13 protein-coding genes and 1 tRNA gene are annotated in these 16,930 nt (G+C 53.9%); 10 read left to right on the top strand and 4 right to left on the bottom strand.

The window, feature by feature from the left end; all coding sequences use genetic code 11:
• Positions 1 to 161 precede the first annotated feature (161 nt).
• The gene (gene dnaG / locus RHJ80_RS02925; RefSeq protein ID WP_310801425.1) at positions 162 to 2,240 is read left to right on the top strand and encodes a DNA primase; all 2,079 of its coding nucleotides are present in this window, start codon (positions 162 to 164) and stop codon (positions 2,238 to 2,240) included.
• Positions 2,241 to 2,338: 98 nt separating this feature from the next.
• Here the strand turns inward: dnaG and RHJ80_RS02920 are convergent, their stop codons facing one another.
• Positions 2,339 to 2,941, bottom strand: a complete 603-nt coding sequence (locus RHJ80_RS02920) for a Crp/Fnr family transcriptional regulator (RefSeq protein ID WP_310744077.1) — start codon at positions 2,939 to 2,941, stop codon at positions 2,339 to 2,341.
• Between the two features lie 187 nt (positions 2,942 to 3,128).
• Between RHJ80_RS02920 and RHJ80_RS02915 the strand changes: the two genes are divergently transcribed.
• The 4 genes from RHJ80_RS02915 to RHJ80_RS02900 are packed head-to-tail and all read left to right on the top strand — an operon-like array spanning position 3,129 to position 7,465.
• Positions 3,129 to 5,420: a nitric-oxide reductase large subunit gene (locus tag RHJ80_RS02915; protein ID WP_310801424.1), complete on the top strand. Its 2,292-nt coding sequence runs from the start codon at positions 3,129 to 3,131 to the stop codon at positions 5,418 to 5,420.
• A 34-nt stretch (positions 5,421 to 5,454) separates the two neighbouring features.
• A complete protein-coding gene (gene ric / locus RHJ80_RS02910) occupies positions 5,455 to 6,171 on the top strand; it encodes an iron-sulfur cluster repair di-iron protein (protein WP_310801423.1) in 717 nt (238 codons plus the stop codon).
• A complete protein-coding gene (locus RHJ80_RS02905) occupies positions 6,171 to 6,617 on the top strand; it encodes a CopD family protein (RefSeq protein WP_302677304.1) in 447 nt (148 codons plus the stop codon). Before ric ends, RHJ80_RS02905 begins: the two co-directional genes overlap by 1 nt.
• Positions 6,618 to 6,631: 14 nt before the next feature.
• Positions 6,632 to 7,465, top strand: a complete 834-nt coding sequence (locus tag RHJ80_RS02900; RefSeq protein ID WP_310801422.1) for a YwiC-like family protein — start codon at positions 6,632 to 6,634, stop codon at positions 7,463 to 7,465.
• A gap of 118 nt (positions 7,466 to 7,583) precedes the next feature.
• Here the strand turns inward: RHJ80_RS02900 and RHJ80_RS02895 are convergent, their stop codons facing one another.
• The 3 genes from RHJ80_RS02895 to RHJ80_RS02885 all read right to left on the bottom strand — a co-directional run bounded on the left by RHJ80_RS02895 (position 7,584) and on the right by RHJ80_RS02885 (position 11,065).
• The gene (locus tag RHJ80_RS02895) at positions 7,584 to 8,396 is read right to left on the bottom strand and encodes an ABC transporter ATP-binding protein (protein ID WP_310445728.1); all 813 of its coding nucleotides are present in this window, start codon (positions 8,394 to 8,396) and stop codon (positions 7,584 to 7,586) included.
• Positions 8,386 to 9,636 carry a branched-chain amino acid ABC transporter permease gene (locus tag RHJ80_RS02890; protein WP_310801421.1) on the bottom strand — a complete coding sequence of 417 codons (1,251 nt, stop codon included), beginning with the start codon at positions 9,634 to 9,636 and terminating at the stop codon, positions 8,386 to 8,388. The genes RHJ80_RS02895 and RHJ80_RS02890 overlap by 11 nt, the downstream gene beginning before the upstream one ends.
• Positions 9,637 to 9,733: 97 nt before the next feature.
• On the bottom strand, positions 9,734 to 11,065 hold the full coding sequence (locus RHJ80_RS02885; RefSeq protein ID WP_310801420.1) for a PrsW family glutamic-type intramembrane protease: 1,332 nt from the start codon (positions 11,063 to 11,065) through the stop codon (positions 9,734 to 9,736).
• Positions 11,066 to 11,240: 175 nt separating this feature from the next.
• On the opposite strand from RHJ80_RS02885, the gene RHJ80_RS02880 reads away from it, so the two are divergent.
• The 5 genes from RHJ80_RS02880 (at position 11,241) to RHJ80_RS02860 (ending at position 16,914) form a co-directional block, all read left to right on the top strand.
• A tRNA-Ala gene (locus tag RHJ80_RS02880) sits at positions 11,241 to 11,313 on the top strand.
• Between the two features lie 207 nt (positions 11,314 to 11,520).
• Positions 11,521 to 12,177: a DNA methyltransferase gene (locus RHJ80_RS02875; protein WP_315863342.1), complete on the top strand. Its 657-nt coding sequence runs from the start codon at positions 11,521 to 11,523 to the stop codon at positions 12,175 to 12,177.
• Positions 12,161 to 13,708, top strand: a complete 1,548-nt coding sequence (locus RHJ80_RS02870; protein WP_399384450.1) for an Eco57I restriction-modification methylase domain-containing protein — start codon at positions 12,161 to 12,163, stop codon at positions 13,706 to 13,708. Before RHJ80_RS02875 ends, RHJ80_RS02870 begins: the two co-directional genes overlap by 17 nt.
• Positions 13,701 to 14,714 (top strand): PDDEXK nuclease domain-containing protein, encoded by a 1,014-nt coding sequence (locus RHJ80_RS02865; protein ID WP_310744071.1) that lies wholly within the window; start codon positions 13,701 to 13,703, stop codon positions 14,712 to 14,714. Before RHJ80_RS02870 ends, RHJ80_RS02865 begins: the two co-directional genes overlap by 8 nt.
• Positions 14,704 to 16,914: a GIY-YIG nuclease family protein gene (locus tag RHJ80_RS02860; protein WP_310801418.1), complete on the top strand. Its 2,211-nt coding sequence runs from the start codon at positions 14,704 to 14,706 to the stop codon at positions 16,912 to 16,914. The genes RHJ80_RS02865 and RHJ80_RS02860 overlap by 11 nt, the downstream gene beginning before the upstream one ends.
• Positions 16,915 to 16,930 lie beyond the last annotated feature (16 nt).

Raw genomic sequence — 16,930 nt, 5'->3', positions numbered from 1 at the left:
CCTCAAAGCCTGCCTCTGCGCCTAACAACGACACCGTCAACATCCTAGCGAAGGTCAATCGCCCTTGACTGCTTGAGTTAAGAGCTTGCAACATCCTTAGGAATCGTTGAATTTTGCGGCGGGGAATATCTGATTAGGGGGATCGCTTAGACTAGTGATCTATGGAAATTCCTCGCCTACACCCCGATACGATTGAGGCGGTGCGCCAAGCGGTCAACATTGTCGATGTGGTGGCCGAGCACGTTGTCCTACGCAAGCGTGGGCAAGAATACGTGGGTTGTTGTCCTTTTCATGAGGAGAAAACCCCCAGTTTTACGGTGAGTCCCCTGAAGGGCTTTTATTACTGTTTTGGCTGTGGGGCGGGCGGCAATGCCATTAAGTTCCTGATGGAACTGCAAAAACGCTCCTTTGCCGAGGTGGTACTCGACCTTGCCCAACGCCATCAGATTCCAGTGCGCACCCTCGATAGTGAGCAAAAACACGCTCTACAAGCGCGGCTCTCCCTTCAAGAGCAACTCTACGAGATTCTGGCGATCGCCACCAGTTTCTATGAACATGCCCTGCGGCAACCCATTGGCCAAGCCGCCCAAGACTATTTGCAGCGGCAACGCCATCTGCGAGAGGAGACGATTCAGCAATTTCGCTTGGGCTATGCCCCTGCGGGTTGGCAAGTGCTCTACACCTACCTTGTGGAGCAAAAAGGGTATCCCCCTCAGCTGGTAGAACAGGCCGGTTTGATTATCCCTCGGCAGACAGGGGACGGCTACTATGACCGCTTTCGCGATCGCCTGATGATCCCGATTATGGATGCCCAAGGACGGGTGGTGGGGTTTGGCGGTCGTACCCTCAGCAACGAAGAGCCAAAGTATCTCAACTCCCCAGAAACCCCGATTTTTAACAAGGGTCAGTTGCTCTTTGGGCTGGATAAGGCGCGGCAGGCGATCGCCCGCAAAGATCAAGCAATTGTTGTCGAGGGTTACTTTGACGTGATGGCGCTGCACCAAGCGGGGTTTTCCCAAGCGGTGGCCAGTCTAGGAACGGCCCTCAGCCAAGCTCAAATTAAATTACTGCTGCGCTACACCGAGTCGAAGCAAATTATTCTCAACTTTGATGCCGACCCAGCGGGAGAACGGGCGGCCGATCGCGCCATTGGTGAGGCTGCCGATTTGGCCTATCGGGGTGATCTGCAACTGCGAATTCTCACATTACCAGCGGGCAAAGATGCGGCTGACTTTTTCAGCGCGGGTGAAGCACAGCGGGAGCACTACCAAGCTCTCTTGGATCAAGCGCCCCTGTGGCTGGATTGGCAAATGCAAACCATTGTGCAGCAGTACGATCTCAAGCAAAGTGATCAATTTCAGCAGGCGAGCCAAGCCCTGAGCCAACTGTTGGGAAAACTGCCCAATGCCACACTGCGCAGCCACTACATTCACCACTGTGCTGAGCTATTGGGAGGCCATGATAGTCGCTTCGTTCTCCGTTTAGAAGAATCCCTGCGGCAACAGGTGCGGGGTCAACGTTGGCAGGGGCGATCGCAAAAATGGCAACGTCCGGCGGACTATAACCTCCGTCAAGCGGCGGAAGAACAACTGCTGCGCCTCTACCTCCACTGCGGCGACTATCGTCCCCTGATTCGCCAAGCCCTGCAAGCGCGGGACATTGAATTTAGCCTCTCCCACCATCGTTGGCTGTGGCGGCAGATCTTGGCCATTGAAGAAGCGTACTGTGCCGGTCTGCCAGCGCCCGATGATCCCTATACCACTGAGTGGCCCCTTCATTCGCCCACGGAAACAGGAACCCAACTCACGGATTTAGATTTGGTCACGCACCTTTTTGATCGCCTCGATGAGGCGGAGGAGGCCGCCCTCATTACTCCACTACTCCATTTGGATGAAACGACTGCCGTGAGTCTGGATCGTCCTGAACTCGTGATCCAAGCAGCGGCAGCAGCCCTTGAGCGCATTGCTGTTGAAAAGCGATGTCGCTATATTCTCCGGGCTTGGCAGGAAACTGTCGCGCTGATTTTAAGTGAATCCCTTGCCAGCGAAGCCCTGCGCCAGTATTTGGATCGCCTACTCACCGACAACGAACCTGCGATTGAGGACATCCCCGGTGTGGCGCCAGAGCGACTGCAAGTGCTTGCCCAACTGCGCCGTGACTACTACCAGCATCGCCAATACCTGCAGCAATTGGATCAGCAGCGCTGTCCGCCGTTGGCCGCAATTCGCAGCTATACCTAGGTCTAGTTCTGGCGCTGTTCAATACTGAGCCCCTTCATCGCTCCCCAAAATTGTTTCTGAAGGTTTTGAGCCGGTTGAGCCTTGGGGAAAAAGCTCGACTATTCTTCACTCAATCTTTGTAGCCGCTGGCGATCGCAGATGGTAATCTCATTGCCCTCTACCTTCAGAATGCCTTGGGTATTCAGGTCGTAAAACGCCCGCGACAGCGTTGCAGGAATAGTGCCTAGCAAAGCGGCCAGCTCTGTTTTTTTCAAATCTAGGGTAATACTATCTGGGCGATCGCTAGTGGCCAATCGTTGCAACAAATAGGCTGCTAGGCGTTGGGGCACCTGTCTAAAGGAAAGGTCTTCTATAAGACTCACCAAATGACGCAGATGCCTAGCAAAGCTAGCTAGCAAACGAACAGTTAGATCCGCATCTTGGTGGAGCAAATTCAAAAAGGCGAACCGCGGCAGAAAGATCAGTTCAACGTATTCAATTGCTTCTGCCGAGGCAGGATAGGGCTGGTTATCGAAGGCCACCACCTCCGCAAAGCTGTCGCCCGGTTCAAAGATATTTAGGATTTGCTCCTTCCCTGCCGCTGAGAGATTAAAGACCTTGACCCGCCCGGTTTTCACAACAAAAAACCCCGCAGCGGCATCGCCTTTTCTAAAAATGATTTGCTGCCGTTGCCAAGTCTGTAACTGTGCAATTGCAACCAACCGCCCTAGCTGGGGTGGCGAAAGCTCACTAAACATTGGTGACTGGCGCAGACATTCCTCAATACCCGCTTTCATGACCCACCGTAAAAGTTAAATATTTCTCAAGGTTCCTTTTGACCTAAGTCAAGGCGCTACCCCCCAAGCCGCAGCTACCTTAAGTCTCAATAGCTGCCGAGAGGAAGTGTCTATGGCAAACGTCCCCTTCAATATTACTCAAGCAGCTCACCTAGAGCGAGGGTGGCACTTGCGGCTGCCCGCTTGGTTAGTGCTAGTCTGTGTCATTACCTTTAGTGTGCTGCTGACAGCAGGCGCCGTTATTTACCGGCATGCCCCGCCGATACCGACAACGATTGTCTCGCCCCAACAGGAGGTGCTTTTTAGCCGTGAGAACATACAGCGAGGTCAAGAACTGTATTTGGCACGGGGCGGCCAGCACATTGGCAGCATCTGGGGTCATGGCAGTTATCTGGCTCCAGACTGGACAGCGGATGTGCTGCACCGCTGGGGTCTAGCCACGGCTGGAATTCTCTACCGCGGCGATGCGAGCTTTAGCCAAGCAGATTGGGAGGCACTCTCTGCCTCTGAGCGGGCTCAACTACAGGTGCAAGTGCAAGAGCAATTTAAGCCCAACCGTTACAATCCTGAAACAGGAGTGCTGACGCTCACCCGTGCTCAAGCCCAAGGACTGCGCCACGTCTTTGAGCAGTACAAAACACTGCTATCCCAAGGTGCTGCGGCGCACTCTATTCCGCGCAACTGGTTTACTGATCCCGCGCAAATCCGCGATGTGACTGCTTTTTTTGCCTGGACCGCTTGGGCAGCAGTCGCCACTCGTCCTTTGGCGCCCTTTTCCTACACGGCGAATTTTCCCCATGATCCACTGGTGGGCAACCAACCCCCAGGGCAGTTTGTCATTTGGTCGATTGTCTCAGTCGTTGTGTTAATTGCTGCGATCGCCGGCTTTCTCGTTGTCTATCTGCTCCAAGGGGAGGATGCGGTTCAAGCGGTAACAGAACGCCCCGCCATCCGCCTTGCCACCCCCAGCCAAAAAGTGACTACCCTTTTCTTTGGGGTGGCCATGGGTCTGTTTCTCCTGCAGATCCTCATGGGCATGGTTACTGCCCACTATGCCGTGGAAGGGGATGGATTTTATGGTGTGCCGATTCAGCAGTATCTCCCCTACGCTGCCTCACGGACATGGCACCTGCAACTGGCGGTCTTTTGGATTGCCACCTGTTGGCTGGCGGCCGGTCTATACTTTGGCCCTCGCTTTGCGCGCCATGAACCGAAGTTTCAGGCTTGGGGAAACATGGGGCTTCTGATTGCCCTCACCGTAGTGGTTCTTGGTTCCCTTGGGGGAGCTTGGGCAGCCGTTCAGGGCTATCTGGGTGCCCGGAGTTTTTGGTTGGGCCATCAGGGCTATGAGTATGTGGAGCTAGGGCGACTTTGGCAACTCTTGCTGATTGGTGGCATGGTATTTTGGTTATGGTTGATGTTTCGGGCGCTGCGACCTGCCCTTCAGGCAGAAGGGAGCAAGACAGGCCTCAACCACTTTTTCCTTTACAGCGCCATTACCATTCCCCTCTTTTATGGGGCAGGGCTGATGTACACCAACCATACCCCTCTCAGTGTGGCCGAGTATTGGCGCTGGTGGGTGGTTCATCTGTGGGTAGAGGGCTTCTTTGAGGTCTTTGCCACGGTGGCGATCGCCTACTTGTGCAGTGAACTGGGATTCCTAAGGCGCTCCGCAGCTTTGCGGGCCACCTACTTGACCACCATTCTCTACCTCGGCAGTGGTGTCATTGGCACACTCCATCACCTCTATTTTGCGGGTACACCGGTTTTGATCACTGCTTTGGGCGCTGTGGCCTCAGCGTTGGAAGTGGTTCCCTTGACCCTGATTGGGTTTGAGGTTCTGAAGTCGCTGCAGCTTTCCCAAGAAGCCCAAGGGTTCTATCGGCTACCCCTGCGATTTTTCATTGCTACCTGCTTTTGGAATTTGCTGGGGGCAGGGGTCTTTGGTTTTCTAATCAATCCACCGATAGTTCTCTACTATTCCCAAGGACTGAATACGACGCCAATTCATGCCCATGCCGCCCTCTACGGCGTATACGGCTCGCTGGCGATCGCCTTAATGCTCTTTGTTTTGCGGGAAATCACCCCGGAAACTGCTTGGGATGAAAAGACCTTCAACTGGGCATTTTGGTGGCTCAACGGTGGCTTGGTGGGCATGCTGGTGCTCGGTCTGATTCCCAATGGCTTCTATCAGCTGGTGCAATCCATTAACCACGGTACTTGGTATGCCCGCAGTGGAGCCGTCATTCACTCCCCCTGGATGGAATGGACCGTCTGGCTGCGGATTCCTGGGGATGTCATCTTTGCCGTTGGTGCCGGACTGCTCATCTATGGCGTAGGACGCGCCCTCTGGGGGATTTGGCGGCAGCCCACTGTTGCGGTCTCCCTCGACCTTACCCGCTAGATTCTCTCTCCACCTTGCATTTGGAGGTCTGACCATGACATCTTTACAACTGACGGATACGGTGGGTGCCCTTGTGCGGGATTACCCTTCCTTAGCGGCCTTGTTTGAGACGGCAGAGATTGATTACTGCTGTGGCGGTCGGCAAACCCTTGCTGAAGCCTGTGCCCAGCGGGGCATCGATGCCCAAACCTTCCTTAAGGAGCTAGAAGTTGCCATAGAAACTGCTCCTGAGCCGGCGATCGCTGACCTTTCACTGACCGCCCTCGTTGACCACATTGAAACAGTGCACCATGCCTACTTGCAGCGGGAACTTCCCCGTCTCGAGGCGCAGGCGGAGAAGGTGGCGGCCGTTCACGGCTCGCGGGATGCCCGTCTCCAGCAACTGCACGCAACCGTCGTGGCCTTGGCCGCAGAGCTAAAAACCCACCTCCAAAAAGAGGAGCAAGTTCTGTTCCCCAGGCTGCGGCAGTTGGAGAAAAACTATGATCAGGCAGTCAATGTCTTGATCCCAGCTGCGATTGATTGTATGCAACGGGAGCATGCAGAGACGGGCGTAGCCCTCACCCAGTTGCGGCGCCTGAGCGATGGTTTTACGCCGCCTGAGTGGGCCTGCAATACGTACCGCGTGCTTTTGGCAGGGCTGTTGAGCCTTGAGAAAGACTTGCACCAGCATATCCACAAGGAAAACAATCTCCTGTTTCCCAAGGCGATCGCCCTCCTTGAAGCCAAGCGTCTAGCCTGTGCGTCGTGATGTTATTCAAACTCCTGGTGATTCTCCATACCCTCGGCGCAACTGTATGGGTGGGCGGGCACCTTATTCTTGCCCTAACCGTTCTGCCCAAGGCCCTCAGGCAGCAGGATGCAACGCCCATCCAGCAGTTTGAGCAGCCTTTTGAAAGGTTGGGTCTGGGGGCATTATTGCTGCAGGTGCTGACGGGTATTGCCCTAACCCTCATTTATTTTCCCGGCGGGGTGGGATTTTGGCCACCGCAGTCTGTGGTCTCCCAATATGTTCTCGTGAAGTTGGGACTGTTGCTGGCAACCCTTGCCCTCGCTGTACAGGCTCGGTGGTTCATTTTGCCCAAGCTGACAGCAGAAACACTGCCCCGGCTGGGGTTTCACATTATGGGGGTCACAGTTCTGGCTGTTCTGTTGACTATTTTTGGTGTTGGTATTCGTCTAGGGGGATTGGTTTAGTGGAGGATGCAATTATGACCATTTCAGAGCCATCAGCGGTTGCGGAAACTGCATCAGCAGCAAGGAGGGGAACACCTTGGTACGTGCCCACCTTCTCCCCAGAACATGGGGTTTATGTGATGTTGATTGTGGCGTTTCTCACGGGGGCAGCAGCAGCGCAGCACTGGAGTTGGAGAACCACGCTGGCTCTGGTGACTGCCTTTAGTGCCTTTCAGGCGGAGCATCCCTTAACACTACAAATCAAGCAGCGGCGAAGTTGGAAACCCCGTTGCCTGATGTGGGGAGGCGTCTATAGTGCCCTTGCCCTTGGCATTGCTTTTTATCTTTACCTTGAGGTGCCACGCTTACTTTGGATTTACCTAGGGGCGATCGCCATTTTTATGATTGATAGTATTGCCGTAGTTTATCGTCAACGCAAAGCCATCTGGAACGAGTTACTCACCTTTGCAGGGGTCTGCTTGGTGGCTCCCCTAACGGAGATGGCCACCACTGAAGAGGTCTCTTTCCTGTCTGTTGGATTATGGCTGTTGAATACCCTTTTCTTTGGCAGTGCGATTTTTGCTGTGAAGCTGCGTAAGCACAAAACCGCCTTTTGGCTCCCTGGTTTGATTTATCACAGTGTTGCCGCTCTCCTCATTGGTCTTTTGTGGTGGCTAGGGTGGTTGCCCCCCTTGGCAGCGGCGGCCTTTGCCATTGCACTGCTCAAGTTTGGCCTCATTGTTTGGCAAGCCAACTGGTACAGAAACACAGCCATAAAAAACGTTGCCTTGCTGGAAACAGGCTCAGCATTTTTATTTCTCAGCCTGATCCTTGCGGCGCTGTTGCCTGCCCATTTGCCTCGACCTTAGCTTTTTTAGCGGTTTTGGCCCAATGCGCCGCCCTTCAGGAGGGGGAGGATTCAAAGCTGTGGAGAGCCTCAGGGGTGCCAACGATCCCCAAAGCTGTAGCCCTTAATGGGAGTAGGAACTACTGTCCGAGGTAAGCGGTCAGAACCTCAGGATTGGTTTGAATCTCAGTGGGGGAACCATCAGCCAGATTTTTCCCCTCTGCTAAGACCCAGATGTGCTGACACAGGGACATGACCACGTCCATATTGTGTTCAATAATCAAAAATGTCACGCCCTGTTGGTTCCACCGCACAATGTGCTCACAAATTTGATGGATCAAGGTGGGGTTAACACCTGCTGCTGGCTCATCGAGGAGCACCATGCGGGGATGGTGCATCATCACCCGTGCCATTTCGAGCAGTTTGCGTTGTCCTCCCGACAAGGCGCCAGCGTAGTCATGGGCCTTAGCGGTTAACCCCACAGACTCCAAAATCTCCCACGCCCGTTGCCGCAGCTTTTGTTCCTCTTGACGAATGCGCAGTGGTTGTAGCCAACTATTCCAGAATTTCTCCCCTGTTTGCAGCGGCGCGGCCAAGAGCATATTTTCGAGAACCGAGAGGCGCGAGAGCACACGGGGCACTTGGAATGTTCGCAGGAGTCCTTGGAGAGCAACTTGGTGGGCGGGCAAATGGCTAATCGGGACGCCGTCAAAGATCACGCGGCCTTGATCGGGGATGAGGAAGTTGCACAACAGGTTGAATAGGGTGGTTTTGCCCGCACCATTGGGGCCAATGAGACCGGTGATGCTGCCGCGGGCAACCCGAATTTCCACATGATCGACAGCGCGAATACCACCAAAACTTTTGCACAGCCCCGTGGCCACTAGGAGATCCGAAGGCAAGACTTGACTGACACCGCTAGAGACGGGCGCAAGAGAAGATTCATCGACCAAGGCTGAGTTCCTCCTTTTTGCCCAAAATACCTTGGGGTCGCCACATCATCAAGATAATGAGGACAAGGCCAATGAGCATCATCCGCAAGGCCTCTAGGCGACCGCCATCAAGGGGAATAAAGCGGGTCAGGGCAGTGTAGGCCCAAAAGAGGGCAGCGCCGAGGAGGGTACCCATGTTATTGCCTGCGCCCCCCAAAACCACAATGGTCCACGCCTGAAATGTAATCAGGGATACAAAGCCGTCGGGGTTAATAAAGGTCAGCTGCCACGCATAAAACGACCCGGCCACCGCCGCGATCGCCCCCCCCAGAAGGAAGGATTGCATTTTGTAGGCAAAGACATTTTTACCCAAGGCCTTGGCCACTTCTTCATCCTCACGGATGGCTTTGAGCACCCGTCCCCAAGGAGAACGGATCAAACGCTCCAACTGCCACACCACCAAAGCAAGCACCAATACCAGCAGCCACAACAACCCAGCGCGGTAGCTAAAGGCCCACAGACCAAGGGTCAGGGCTTTGACCACCAGACCCACCAAAGCAGCGGCCAAGGTATTCAGGGCAATGGGAACCACGGCTCGTTTTTCTGGATGGCAATAATAGCTCACAAGGGCGATCGCCCCACCCAGCGTCACCAGTGTCAACCCAAGAGGAAAAATGGCCATCCCCCGGCCTAAGCTCAAGGGGAGCAACGTGGCCCAAAGGCTGAGGGTACCGGCAATGAATAAAGCTGCATAGCTAGGCAGTAACCAGCGGGGGTGCGATCGCCCATACTGCCGCTGTAGCCATTGCCACCACTGCCCTGCAGCCGCCCCCACCACAGCCCAAAAAAGAGCAATCATCCCCAGTTTGGTCGGCAGATTGGGATTGAACTGAGCAAGGGGCAGCGGAAACCCATACACCCCCCGACCGCCTCGGGTTAGCCAATCCTCATTGAGGGCAATCAAGCGGACAATTTCCGCCATGCCGATCGTCACAATTGCGAGGTAATCTTCCCGCAGCCGCAGCGTCGCAATCCCCATTAAAAAGCCCAGTCCCATCGCCAGCACCACGCCAGCAAGGACAGCAAAGAACATGGGGACGCCAGCAATTCCCAACAAAATCGTGGTGTAGGAACCAATGGCCAAAAAACCAACATGGCCAAAGTTAATTAGCCCCGTATAGCCCCAGTGCAAATTCAGCCCCAAGCTAAAAAGGGCAAAGGTGGCAGTAAAGATACCAAGGGAAATGAGATAGCCAACCATTTAGATCATCGAAGTTAAGGGCGAGACAGTTGCGCTGCGCTGTTGCGATCGCGCCAGTGGATGAAGGAATCAAAATGAATATATTTTATACACCTGCCTAGCGATAACCATAGAACCGGGTGGCAAAGTTTTGCGATCGCGTCGGGGACAGTTGACGCGCTTTCAAAATCGCGGCGGTGAGAAATACATAGGCCAAAATCCCCACCACTGCCAAACCCATCGGACCAAAACGGGCGGCAGCCGTATTCCAAAGGGCATGCAGAAAGGCCGCTAGACCTAGGCCAACCATTAAAATCAAGGGCGCTCGATGGGGGCGCAATACACTCAATCCCACACAATAGCCCAAGTAGCCCGTGTAGGCCATGTGCCCCGTTAGGGATCCCAAGACCCGAGGAATCAGTACTTGCAGACCAGCTAAATTACCAAATTGACCGGCAATACTAGGGACATACTGCCCAAGGGTTTCTATCCAAGTAAAACCGAGGCCGGCAGCCGCTCCCAAGAGAATGCCATCGAGGGGTTCCCATACGCCCACCTTTTGTTTCCACGGACTCGGCAGCCATCGCCCTAAGCCATAGGCCACAACAATGGGTAACGCCTTGAGGAGTTCTTCCATTAAGCCGGCACCAATGAAGTTGCGGCTGAATAACACCCAAAATGAAGGATGGGGCGGATGCAGTTGGCCGGGTAAAATGGTGCGAAAGAGATAGATCATGGCTGGCAAAATTGGGCTTTGCAGAATCAACATTTCCAGCGTCAACGTGCCCAGTAGAACCCATGCGGGTTTGCGTTTGCCACAGAGTTGATAGATAAAGTAATAAGCAGCACTCCCCAAATAGAGCGCCAAGATGACCTTGAAGGCATCGGGGGAGCCAGCCGTGGCGAAAAGGAGGATAACCGCAACAACCGTAACAGTCCCCGGTACCAGATAGGCTTTGCGTACCCAGTCGGGATGAATGGCAAAAATAGGCAGGAGTTGGGTAAGGGTGAGGGGTTGATCGGGCTGGGTACTCACGACTTCGGTGAGGGGAAGATATTCTAGGACAAATTCAGGCCCTTGGCGCCCCAATTGAATGCGATCGCCCGCATTGAGCACAGTTAATGTTTGCACTCGCTGTTGATTGACATAGGTGCCATTGACACTGCCGAGGTCAGCGATCGCCCACACGGGAATACTGCCACGCTTTTGACAGGTGAGTTGGGCATGGTGGCGGGAAACAGAAGTATAGATGTGAGCGTCAAGGACAATGTGGCAGGTAGCGGGGTCACGACCAATAATGGTCACCTCCTCCTGAGACAGCCAAAACTGCCCCATTTCAGGGGAAACTTGCCGCAGCACACCCGCATACTTCAGCGTTGGATGGAGGGGGGAGCGATCGCGATTCATTGGTACCCGTATCAACTGCAAGGGGGACGATGAGACTCCCAAAGTCCGACCTGCTCAGCACTCACACCCACTATACACTGGGTACTTGATACTTCCTTTGAGCGAGAGGGCGATCGCGAGGGGCAACCATGGCTGTCCATCCTAGGCAGAGGGTTACTTTGGGGGCAGGAGTTGACAAAGGGCAGCATTTTGCGCAATGATAAAGTTCTGCTGATGCGGGGCTATAGCTCAGTTGGTAGAGCACTTCAATGGCATTGAAGGGGTCAGCGGTTCGAATCCGCTTAGCTCCAGTGGAAACGCAAACCATACTTTTTGTTAGACCGAGGGGTGCAGTCAGTATAGGCTGTCACTTCAAATTAGCACTGCAATGAACCATGGCACCCGCGATCGCATCCACCCGAAACAAGGAGCGCTTAATCCTCCCTTCCAGACCGACCCACAGGCCGAACCGTTGCCCACAGGTCGAGATTCAGGTTTGACTTCCATGTTGGTGAGCGATGAGAACCATGACAAAATCCAGACAGCGGGTTGTGGATTACGGCGAGGTTCTGACGCCGCCGCATATCGTCAACGCCATGCTCGATCTGGTCAAGCAGGAGACGGAGCGCATTGATTCGCGCTTCCTAGAGCCGGCCTGCGGCACGGGGAACTTTCTCGTCGAAATCCTGAACCGGAAACTACGCGTGGTGGAAGCGCGCTATGCTAGGGTCCAACTGGAATACGAGCGCTACGCCATCCTGGCCGTGTCGTCGCTCTACGGGATTGACATTCTGGAAGACAACGCTGCGGAATGCCGGCAGCGGCTGTTTGCCGTTTTTGATGAAGCCTACACGCGGCTTTTCAAAGACAAGGCCAAAGCGCCCTGCCGGGAAACGGTGCGCTATATCCTCAGCAAAAACATTGTCCACGGCGACGCGCTGACGTTGAAAACCGTAGGGGCGAACCCCCAACCGATTATTTTTCCTGAATGGTCGCTGGTCAATGGCAGCCTGCTCAAGCGGCGGGACTTTGCCTTCCATGAACTGGTGAACCAGGGAGCGATGCGGGAATTGCCGCTCTTTTCGGATGCCGGCGAGGAGGTGTTCATCCCTGAACCGGTCAAAGACTACCCACCGGTGCATTTTCTGGAGGTTGCCCATGCCTACGATGAGTAGCCACAACCCGGACGTGCTCTTGTGCCTAGCCAATCTCTCCAGCGACGAGGTCTTCACCCCGCCGGCGCTGGCTAACCAGATGCTGGATCTGCTGCCGCCCGATCTCTGGAGCAACCCCGACGCCCGCTTTCTTGACCCAGCCTGCAAGTCCGGAGTGTTTCTGCGCGAGATCGCCAAGCGGCTCGACAAGGGCCTGGAAACCCAAATCCCCGATCGCCAAGCGCGCATCAACCACATCATGAAGCACCAGCTCTTCGGCATCGCCATCACCGAACTGACGGCGCTCATCGCGCGGCGCACGCTCTACTGCTCCAAACACGCCAACGGCAAATACTCCATTTGCACCGCCTTTAACACCGAAGAAGGCAACATCCGCTACCGACGCACCGAACACACCTGGCGAAACGGCCGCTGCATCTTTTGCGGCGCTAATGAAGCCAACTACGCCCGCGGCGAGGAACTGGAAACCCACGCCTATGAGTTCATCCACACGGAAAACCCGGAGGAGATTTTTAAGATGAAATTCGATGTCATCATTGGCAATCCGCCGTATCAGTTGAGCGACGGGGGGTTTGGTAGAAGCGCAACGCCGATTTACAACAAGTTTGTCCATCAAGCAAAAAAACTGAATCCACGTTACTTGCTGATGATCATCCCTTCCCGCTGGTTTGCAGGCGGTAAGGGCTTGGATTCCTTCCGAGCCGAGATGCTTGGCGATGATCGCATCCGAAAACTGGTGGACTTCGAGGATGCATCAGAGGTCTTCCCCGGCGTAGATATTGCCGGCGGTGTGTGTTATTTCCTTTGGGAACGGGACGCGCGTGGGCCCTGCGAAGTGATCAATATGCACAAAGGAGAGAACGTCGTTTCGATACGAAAACTCGATGAATTCCCAACCTTCATCCGCCATAGTCAGGCCGTGTCCATTGTGAGAAAAGTACTCGCTAAGAAAGAAAGGAGATTGAGCGAACAGGTGTCCAGCAGAAAACCTTTTGGAGTACCTACCAATGCTCGACCCCAAAAAGCTGGCGATCTCATCCTGCGCTGGCAAAACGGCGAAGGATCGTACAAAAGGGAGGACATAACCGTTGGCGTGGAAATGATCGACAAATGGAAGGTTATTACATCCTACGTGGGCTATGACCATGCCGGAAATCCAGGATCAGACGGAAGGAGAAGGGTTTTCTCCAAAATAGACATACTACCTCCGAGAACCATCTGCACAGAAACGTATCTGGTAATTGGGGCTTATGCTTCCCAAAAGCAGGCTGAACATTTGGTCGCTTATATGAAGACTCGGTTTTTCCGTTTCTTGGTATCCCAGTTCATGTATTCCCATCACATTACAAAAGAGGCCTACGCCTTCGTGCCCATCCTCGACATGAACACCGAGTGGACCGACGAAAAGCTTTACGAGCGATACGGGCTTACGGAAGAAGAAATTGCCTTTATTGAGTCGAAAATTCGCCCGATGCCGGCGACTAAAGAAAACGGCGCAAAAAACGAAGAAACGGAGCCTGCCGATGAGTAGCCATCTTGCGTCAAATCCCTATGAGCAGTTAAAGACGCAAATTGGTGAACTGCTCCGTCAGGGAAGGATTCAGGCGGGCCGGGCCATCAACACAATTCTTGTGCAGACTTACTGGCAGATCGGCCGACACATCGTAGAGTTCGAACAAAAAGGAAATGTGAAAGCCGAGTACGGCAGCGAACTGCTCGATCGGCTATCAAAAGACCTGACCGCGGAATTCGGCAAGGGGTTTAGCCGCTCAAATTTGTTCCAGATTCGACAATTTTATCTCAAGTTTCCAAAAATCCAGACACTGTCTGGACAATTAAGCTGGAGTCACTATGTCGAAATTATAAAAGCAGACAGTGACCTTGAGATCAGTTTTTATGCAAAACAATGCGAGAAAGAGGGCTGGAGCGTGCGTGAATTGAAGCGGCAGATGAAGAGCATGCTCTTTCACCGTCTGGCTCTGAGTAAGGACAAGGCCGGCGTACTTGAGATTGCTCAAAAGGGCAGCGATGTTCAGCATGCCGAAGACCTGATTAAAGACCCCTATATTTTCGAATTTCTTGGCATTCCACCCCAACACCAATATCTGGAAGGCGAACTGGAGCAAAGGCTTATTCAAAACCTGGAGTTATTCCTACTGGAGTTGGGCAAGGGATTTGCCTTCGTTGGCAGGCAATACAAAATCACGCTGTCAAACCGCCATTTTTATGTGGATTTGGTGTTTTATCACCGCATACTCAAGTGCTTTGTGCTGATCGACCTCAAGCGTGGGGAAATCGAGCACACCGACATCGGGCAGATGAACATGTATCTGAATTATTTTGCCAAAGAGGAAAATGTCGAAGGCGATAATCCGCCCATCGGCATCGTGCTTGGAGCTTACAAAGACCATATCCTGGTGGAATATGCTACCCAAAACATCAGTAATAAACTCTTCGTGAGCAAATATCAGCTTTATTTGCCAGACAAAAAACAATTGCAGGAAGAATTGGAGAGGCTTTTGACCCATGACGCATAAAGATTTCTTTCCACAACGGCCCAGAATCGAGCCGAAAATCTACGCCTACGAGGATACGAATCCCCAATATGCGGGCCTGCTCAAGATCGGCTACACCACGAAGAGCGTGCAGGAGCGGGTGGCGCAGCAGTATCCTACGCTCCGTCCTGGCGAGAAGCCCTATCGCATCGTGGTGGATGAGCCGGCTATCCGCAACGACGGCACCGGCTTTACCGACCACGACGTGCACCGGATGCTGCGCATCAACGGCATCCCGCATGCCGGCGGCGAGTGGTTCCGCTGCACGGACAAAGATGTGCAGTCCGCTATCAATGCTGTGCGGGCAGGTCAATTGATGGAAGAACAGCGATCGCTGAGTTTCGGCTTGCGTCCCGAGCAGGAAGCCGCGATTCAAAAAACCGTCGCCTATTTCCAGACCTGCCGCCGGGAAAACGACAAGCCGCCCCATTTCCTCTGGAACTGCAAGATGCGCTTTGGCAAGACCTTCGCCGCCTACCAACTGGCCAAGCGCATGGGCTGGAAAAAGATGCTGGTGCTCACCTTCAAGCCGGCAGTGCAAAGCGCTTGGGAAGAAGACCTGCGCTGTCACGTGGATTTTCAGGGCTGGCAATTCATCAAACCCGGCGGCCTCACCTACGAACAGGCGGACAAGAACAGACCCATCGTCTGCTTCGGTTCCTTTCAGGATTATCTGGGCCGCAATCCGAGCACCGGCGGGATTAAAACCAAGAATGAATCGGTGCATACCACACACTGGGACTGCGTGATGTTCGATGAATATCACTTCGGCGCTTGGCGGGAGAAAGCTAAAGACCTTTTTGAATCCGAAGACGAACAGGAACGCAAAGCGGCGGAAGGCGTCGACGATCAGGCGCGGTTCACGTATGAAGAGGAAGTACAGAAGTGGCTCGATCTGATTCGGGGCGCCTATCTCCCCACGAGTTTAGACAACTTAAAACTGGGTGCGGAGAAACCGCCGCTGCCTTTCTCGGATATGCGGCTGTTGAATGTGCTCTCGCATACCCTGTGGTTCTTGCCCAGCGTTGCCTCTTGCTACGCTATGCAGAATCTGCTGGCAAAGAGCCAAAATAAATTCTACCACGATTACAAAGTCATCGTTGCTGCCGGCGCAGCCGCGGGTATTGGGGTCAATGCTCTGCCGCCTGTTCTCAAAGCAATGGGTGATCCCCTCAAGACCAAAACCATCACCCTCACCTGCGGCAAGCTCACCACCGGCGTGACGGTGCGGCCTTGGACAGGGATCTTCATGCTGCGCAACACCTCCAGCCCAGAGACCTACTTTCAGGCCGCCTTTCGCGTGCAAAGTCCGTGGACGATCCAAAATCCCGACGGCGTTTCACCTAATGAGGAACTGATCCTCAAAGAGGAGTGCTACGTCTTCGATTTTGCGCCCGATCGGGCCTTGCGCCAGATTGCCGACTACAGTTGCCGCCTCAACGTCAACGGGGAAGACCCAGAAAAGAAGGTGGCAGAATTTATCCAATTTTTGCCGGTGTTGGCCTACGACGGCAGTTCCATGAGGCAGATTGACGCCGCCGGTGTGCTCGATATGGCGATGGCCGGTACCACGGCAACCCTGTTGGCCCGCCGCTGGGAAAGCGCGCTACTGGTGAACGTGGACGACGACACCCTGCGGCGGTTGATGAACAATAAAGAGGCGATGCAGGCTCTCATGCGCATCGAGGGGTTTCGCAATCTCAATCAGGAGATCGAAACCATCATCAACAAATCTGAAGCGGTCAAGAAGGCGAAGAAAGAGGCAAATGACCAGAAACTTTCCTCTCAAGAGAAAAAGCAGCTCACGGAAGAAGAAAAGGAATTCAAGAGCAAGCGCAAGCAAATTCAGGAAAAACTTATCAAACTTGCCACCCGCATCCCCATTTTCATGTACCTGACCGATTACCGAGAACGAACCCTGCGGGATGTGATCACGCAACTGGAGCCTGGGTTGTTCAAGAAGGTCACAGGGTTGACGGTCAAAGACTTTGAACTGCTCGTCAGCTTGGGGGTATTCAACAGTGCTCTGATGAACGATGCGGTGTATAAGTTCAAAAGATATGAAGACCCGAGCTTGGCCTATACAGGGATCAATAAGCATGAAGGGGAAGACATCGGCTTGTATGATACCGTCCTCCGTCGCGGAAACTGCCCCTCATCCCTGCCCGAAGTAAGCATTTAGAGGGATTGATTCAGAA

Origin of the sequence: Thermosynechococcus sp. QS41, from assembly GCF_031583515.1 — a bacterium.
Classification (GTDB): Bacteria; Cyanobacteriota; Cyanobacteriia; order Thermosynechococcales; family Thermosynechococcaceae; genus Thermosynechococcus.
Note: the sequence above shows the minus strand (reverse complement) of the source record. Positions and strands in the feature narration are given on the sequence as shown.

Excerpts from the sequence above, each read along its gene's own strand:
- RHJ80_RS02860 (WP_310801418.1), top strand. The coding sequence starts at position 14,704 with ATGACGCATAAAGATTTCTTTCCACAACGGCCCAGAATCGAGCCGAAA.
- RHJ80_RS02905 (WP_302677304.1), top strand. The coding sequence starts at position 6,171 with ATGTTATTCAAACTCCTGGTGATTCTCCATACCCTCGGCGCAACTGTA.
- ric (WP_310801423.1), top strand. The coding sequence starts at position 5,455 with ATGACATCTTTACAACTGACGGATACGGTGGGTGCCCTTGTGCGGGAT.
- RHJ80_RS02915 (WP_310801424.1), top strand. The coding sequence starts at position 3,129 with ATGGCAAACGTCCCCTTCAATATTACTCAAGCAGCTCACCTAGAGCGA.
- RHJ80_RS02865 (WP_310744071.1), top strand. The coding sequence starts at position 13,701 with ATGAGTAGCCATCTTGCGTCAAATCCCTATGAGCAGTTAAAGACGCAA.
- RHJ80_RS02870 (WP_399384450.1), top strand. The coding sequence starts at position 12,161 with ATGCCTACGATGAGTAGCCACAACCCGGACGTGCTCTTGTGCCTAGCC.
- dnaG (WP_310801425.1), top strand. The coding sequence starts at position 162 with ATGGAAATTCCTCGCCTACACCCCGATACGATTGAGGCGGTGCGCCAA.
- RHJ80_RS02900 (WP_310801422.1), top strand. The coding sequence starts at position 6,632 with ATGACCATTTCAGAGCCATCAGCGGTTGCGGAAACTGCATCAGCAGCA.
- RHJ80_RS02890 (WP_310801421.1), bottom strand. The coding sequence starts at position 9,636 with ATGGTTGGCTATCTCATTTCCCTTGGTATCTTTACTGCCACCTTTGCC.
- RHJ80_RS02875 (WP_315863342.1), top strand. The coding sequence starts at position 11,521 with ATGAGAACCATGACAAAATCCAGACAGCGGGTTGTGGATTACGGCGAG.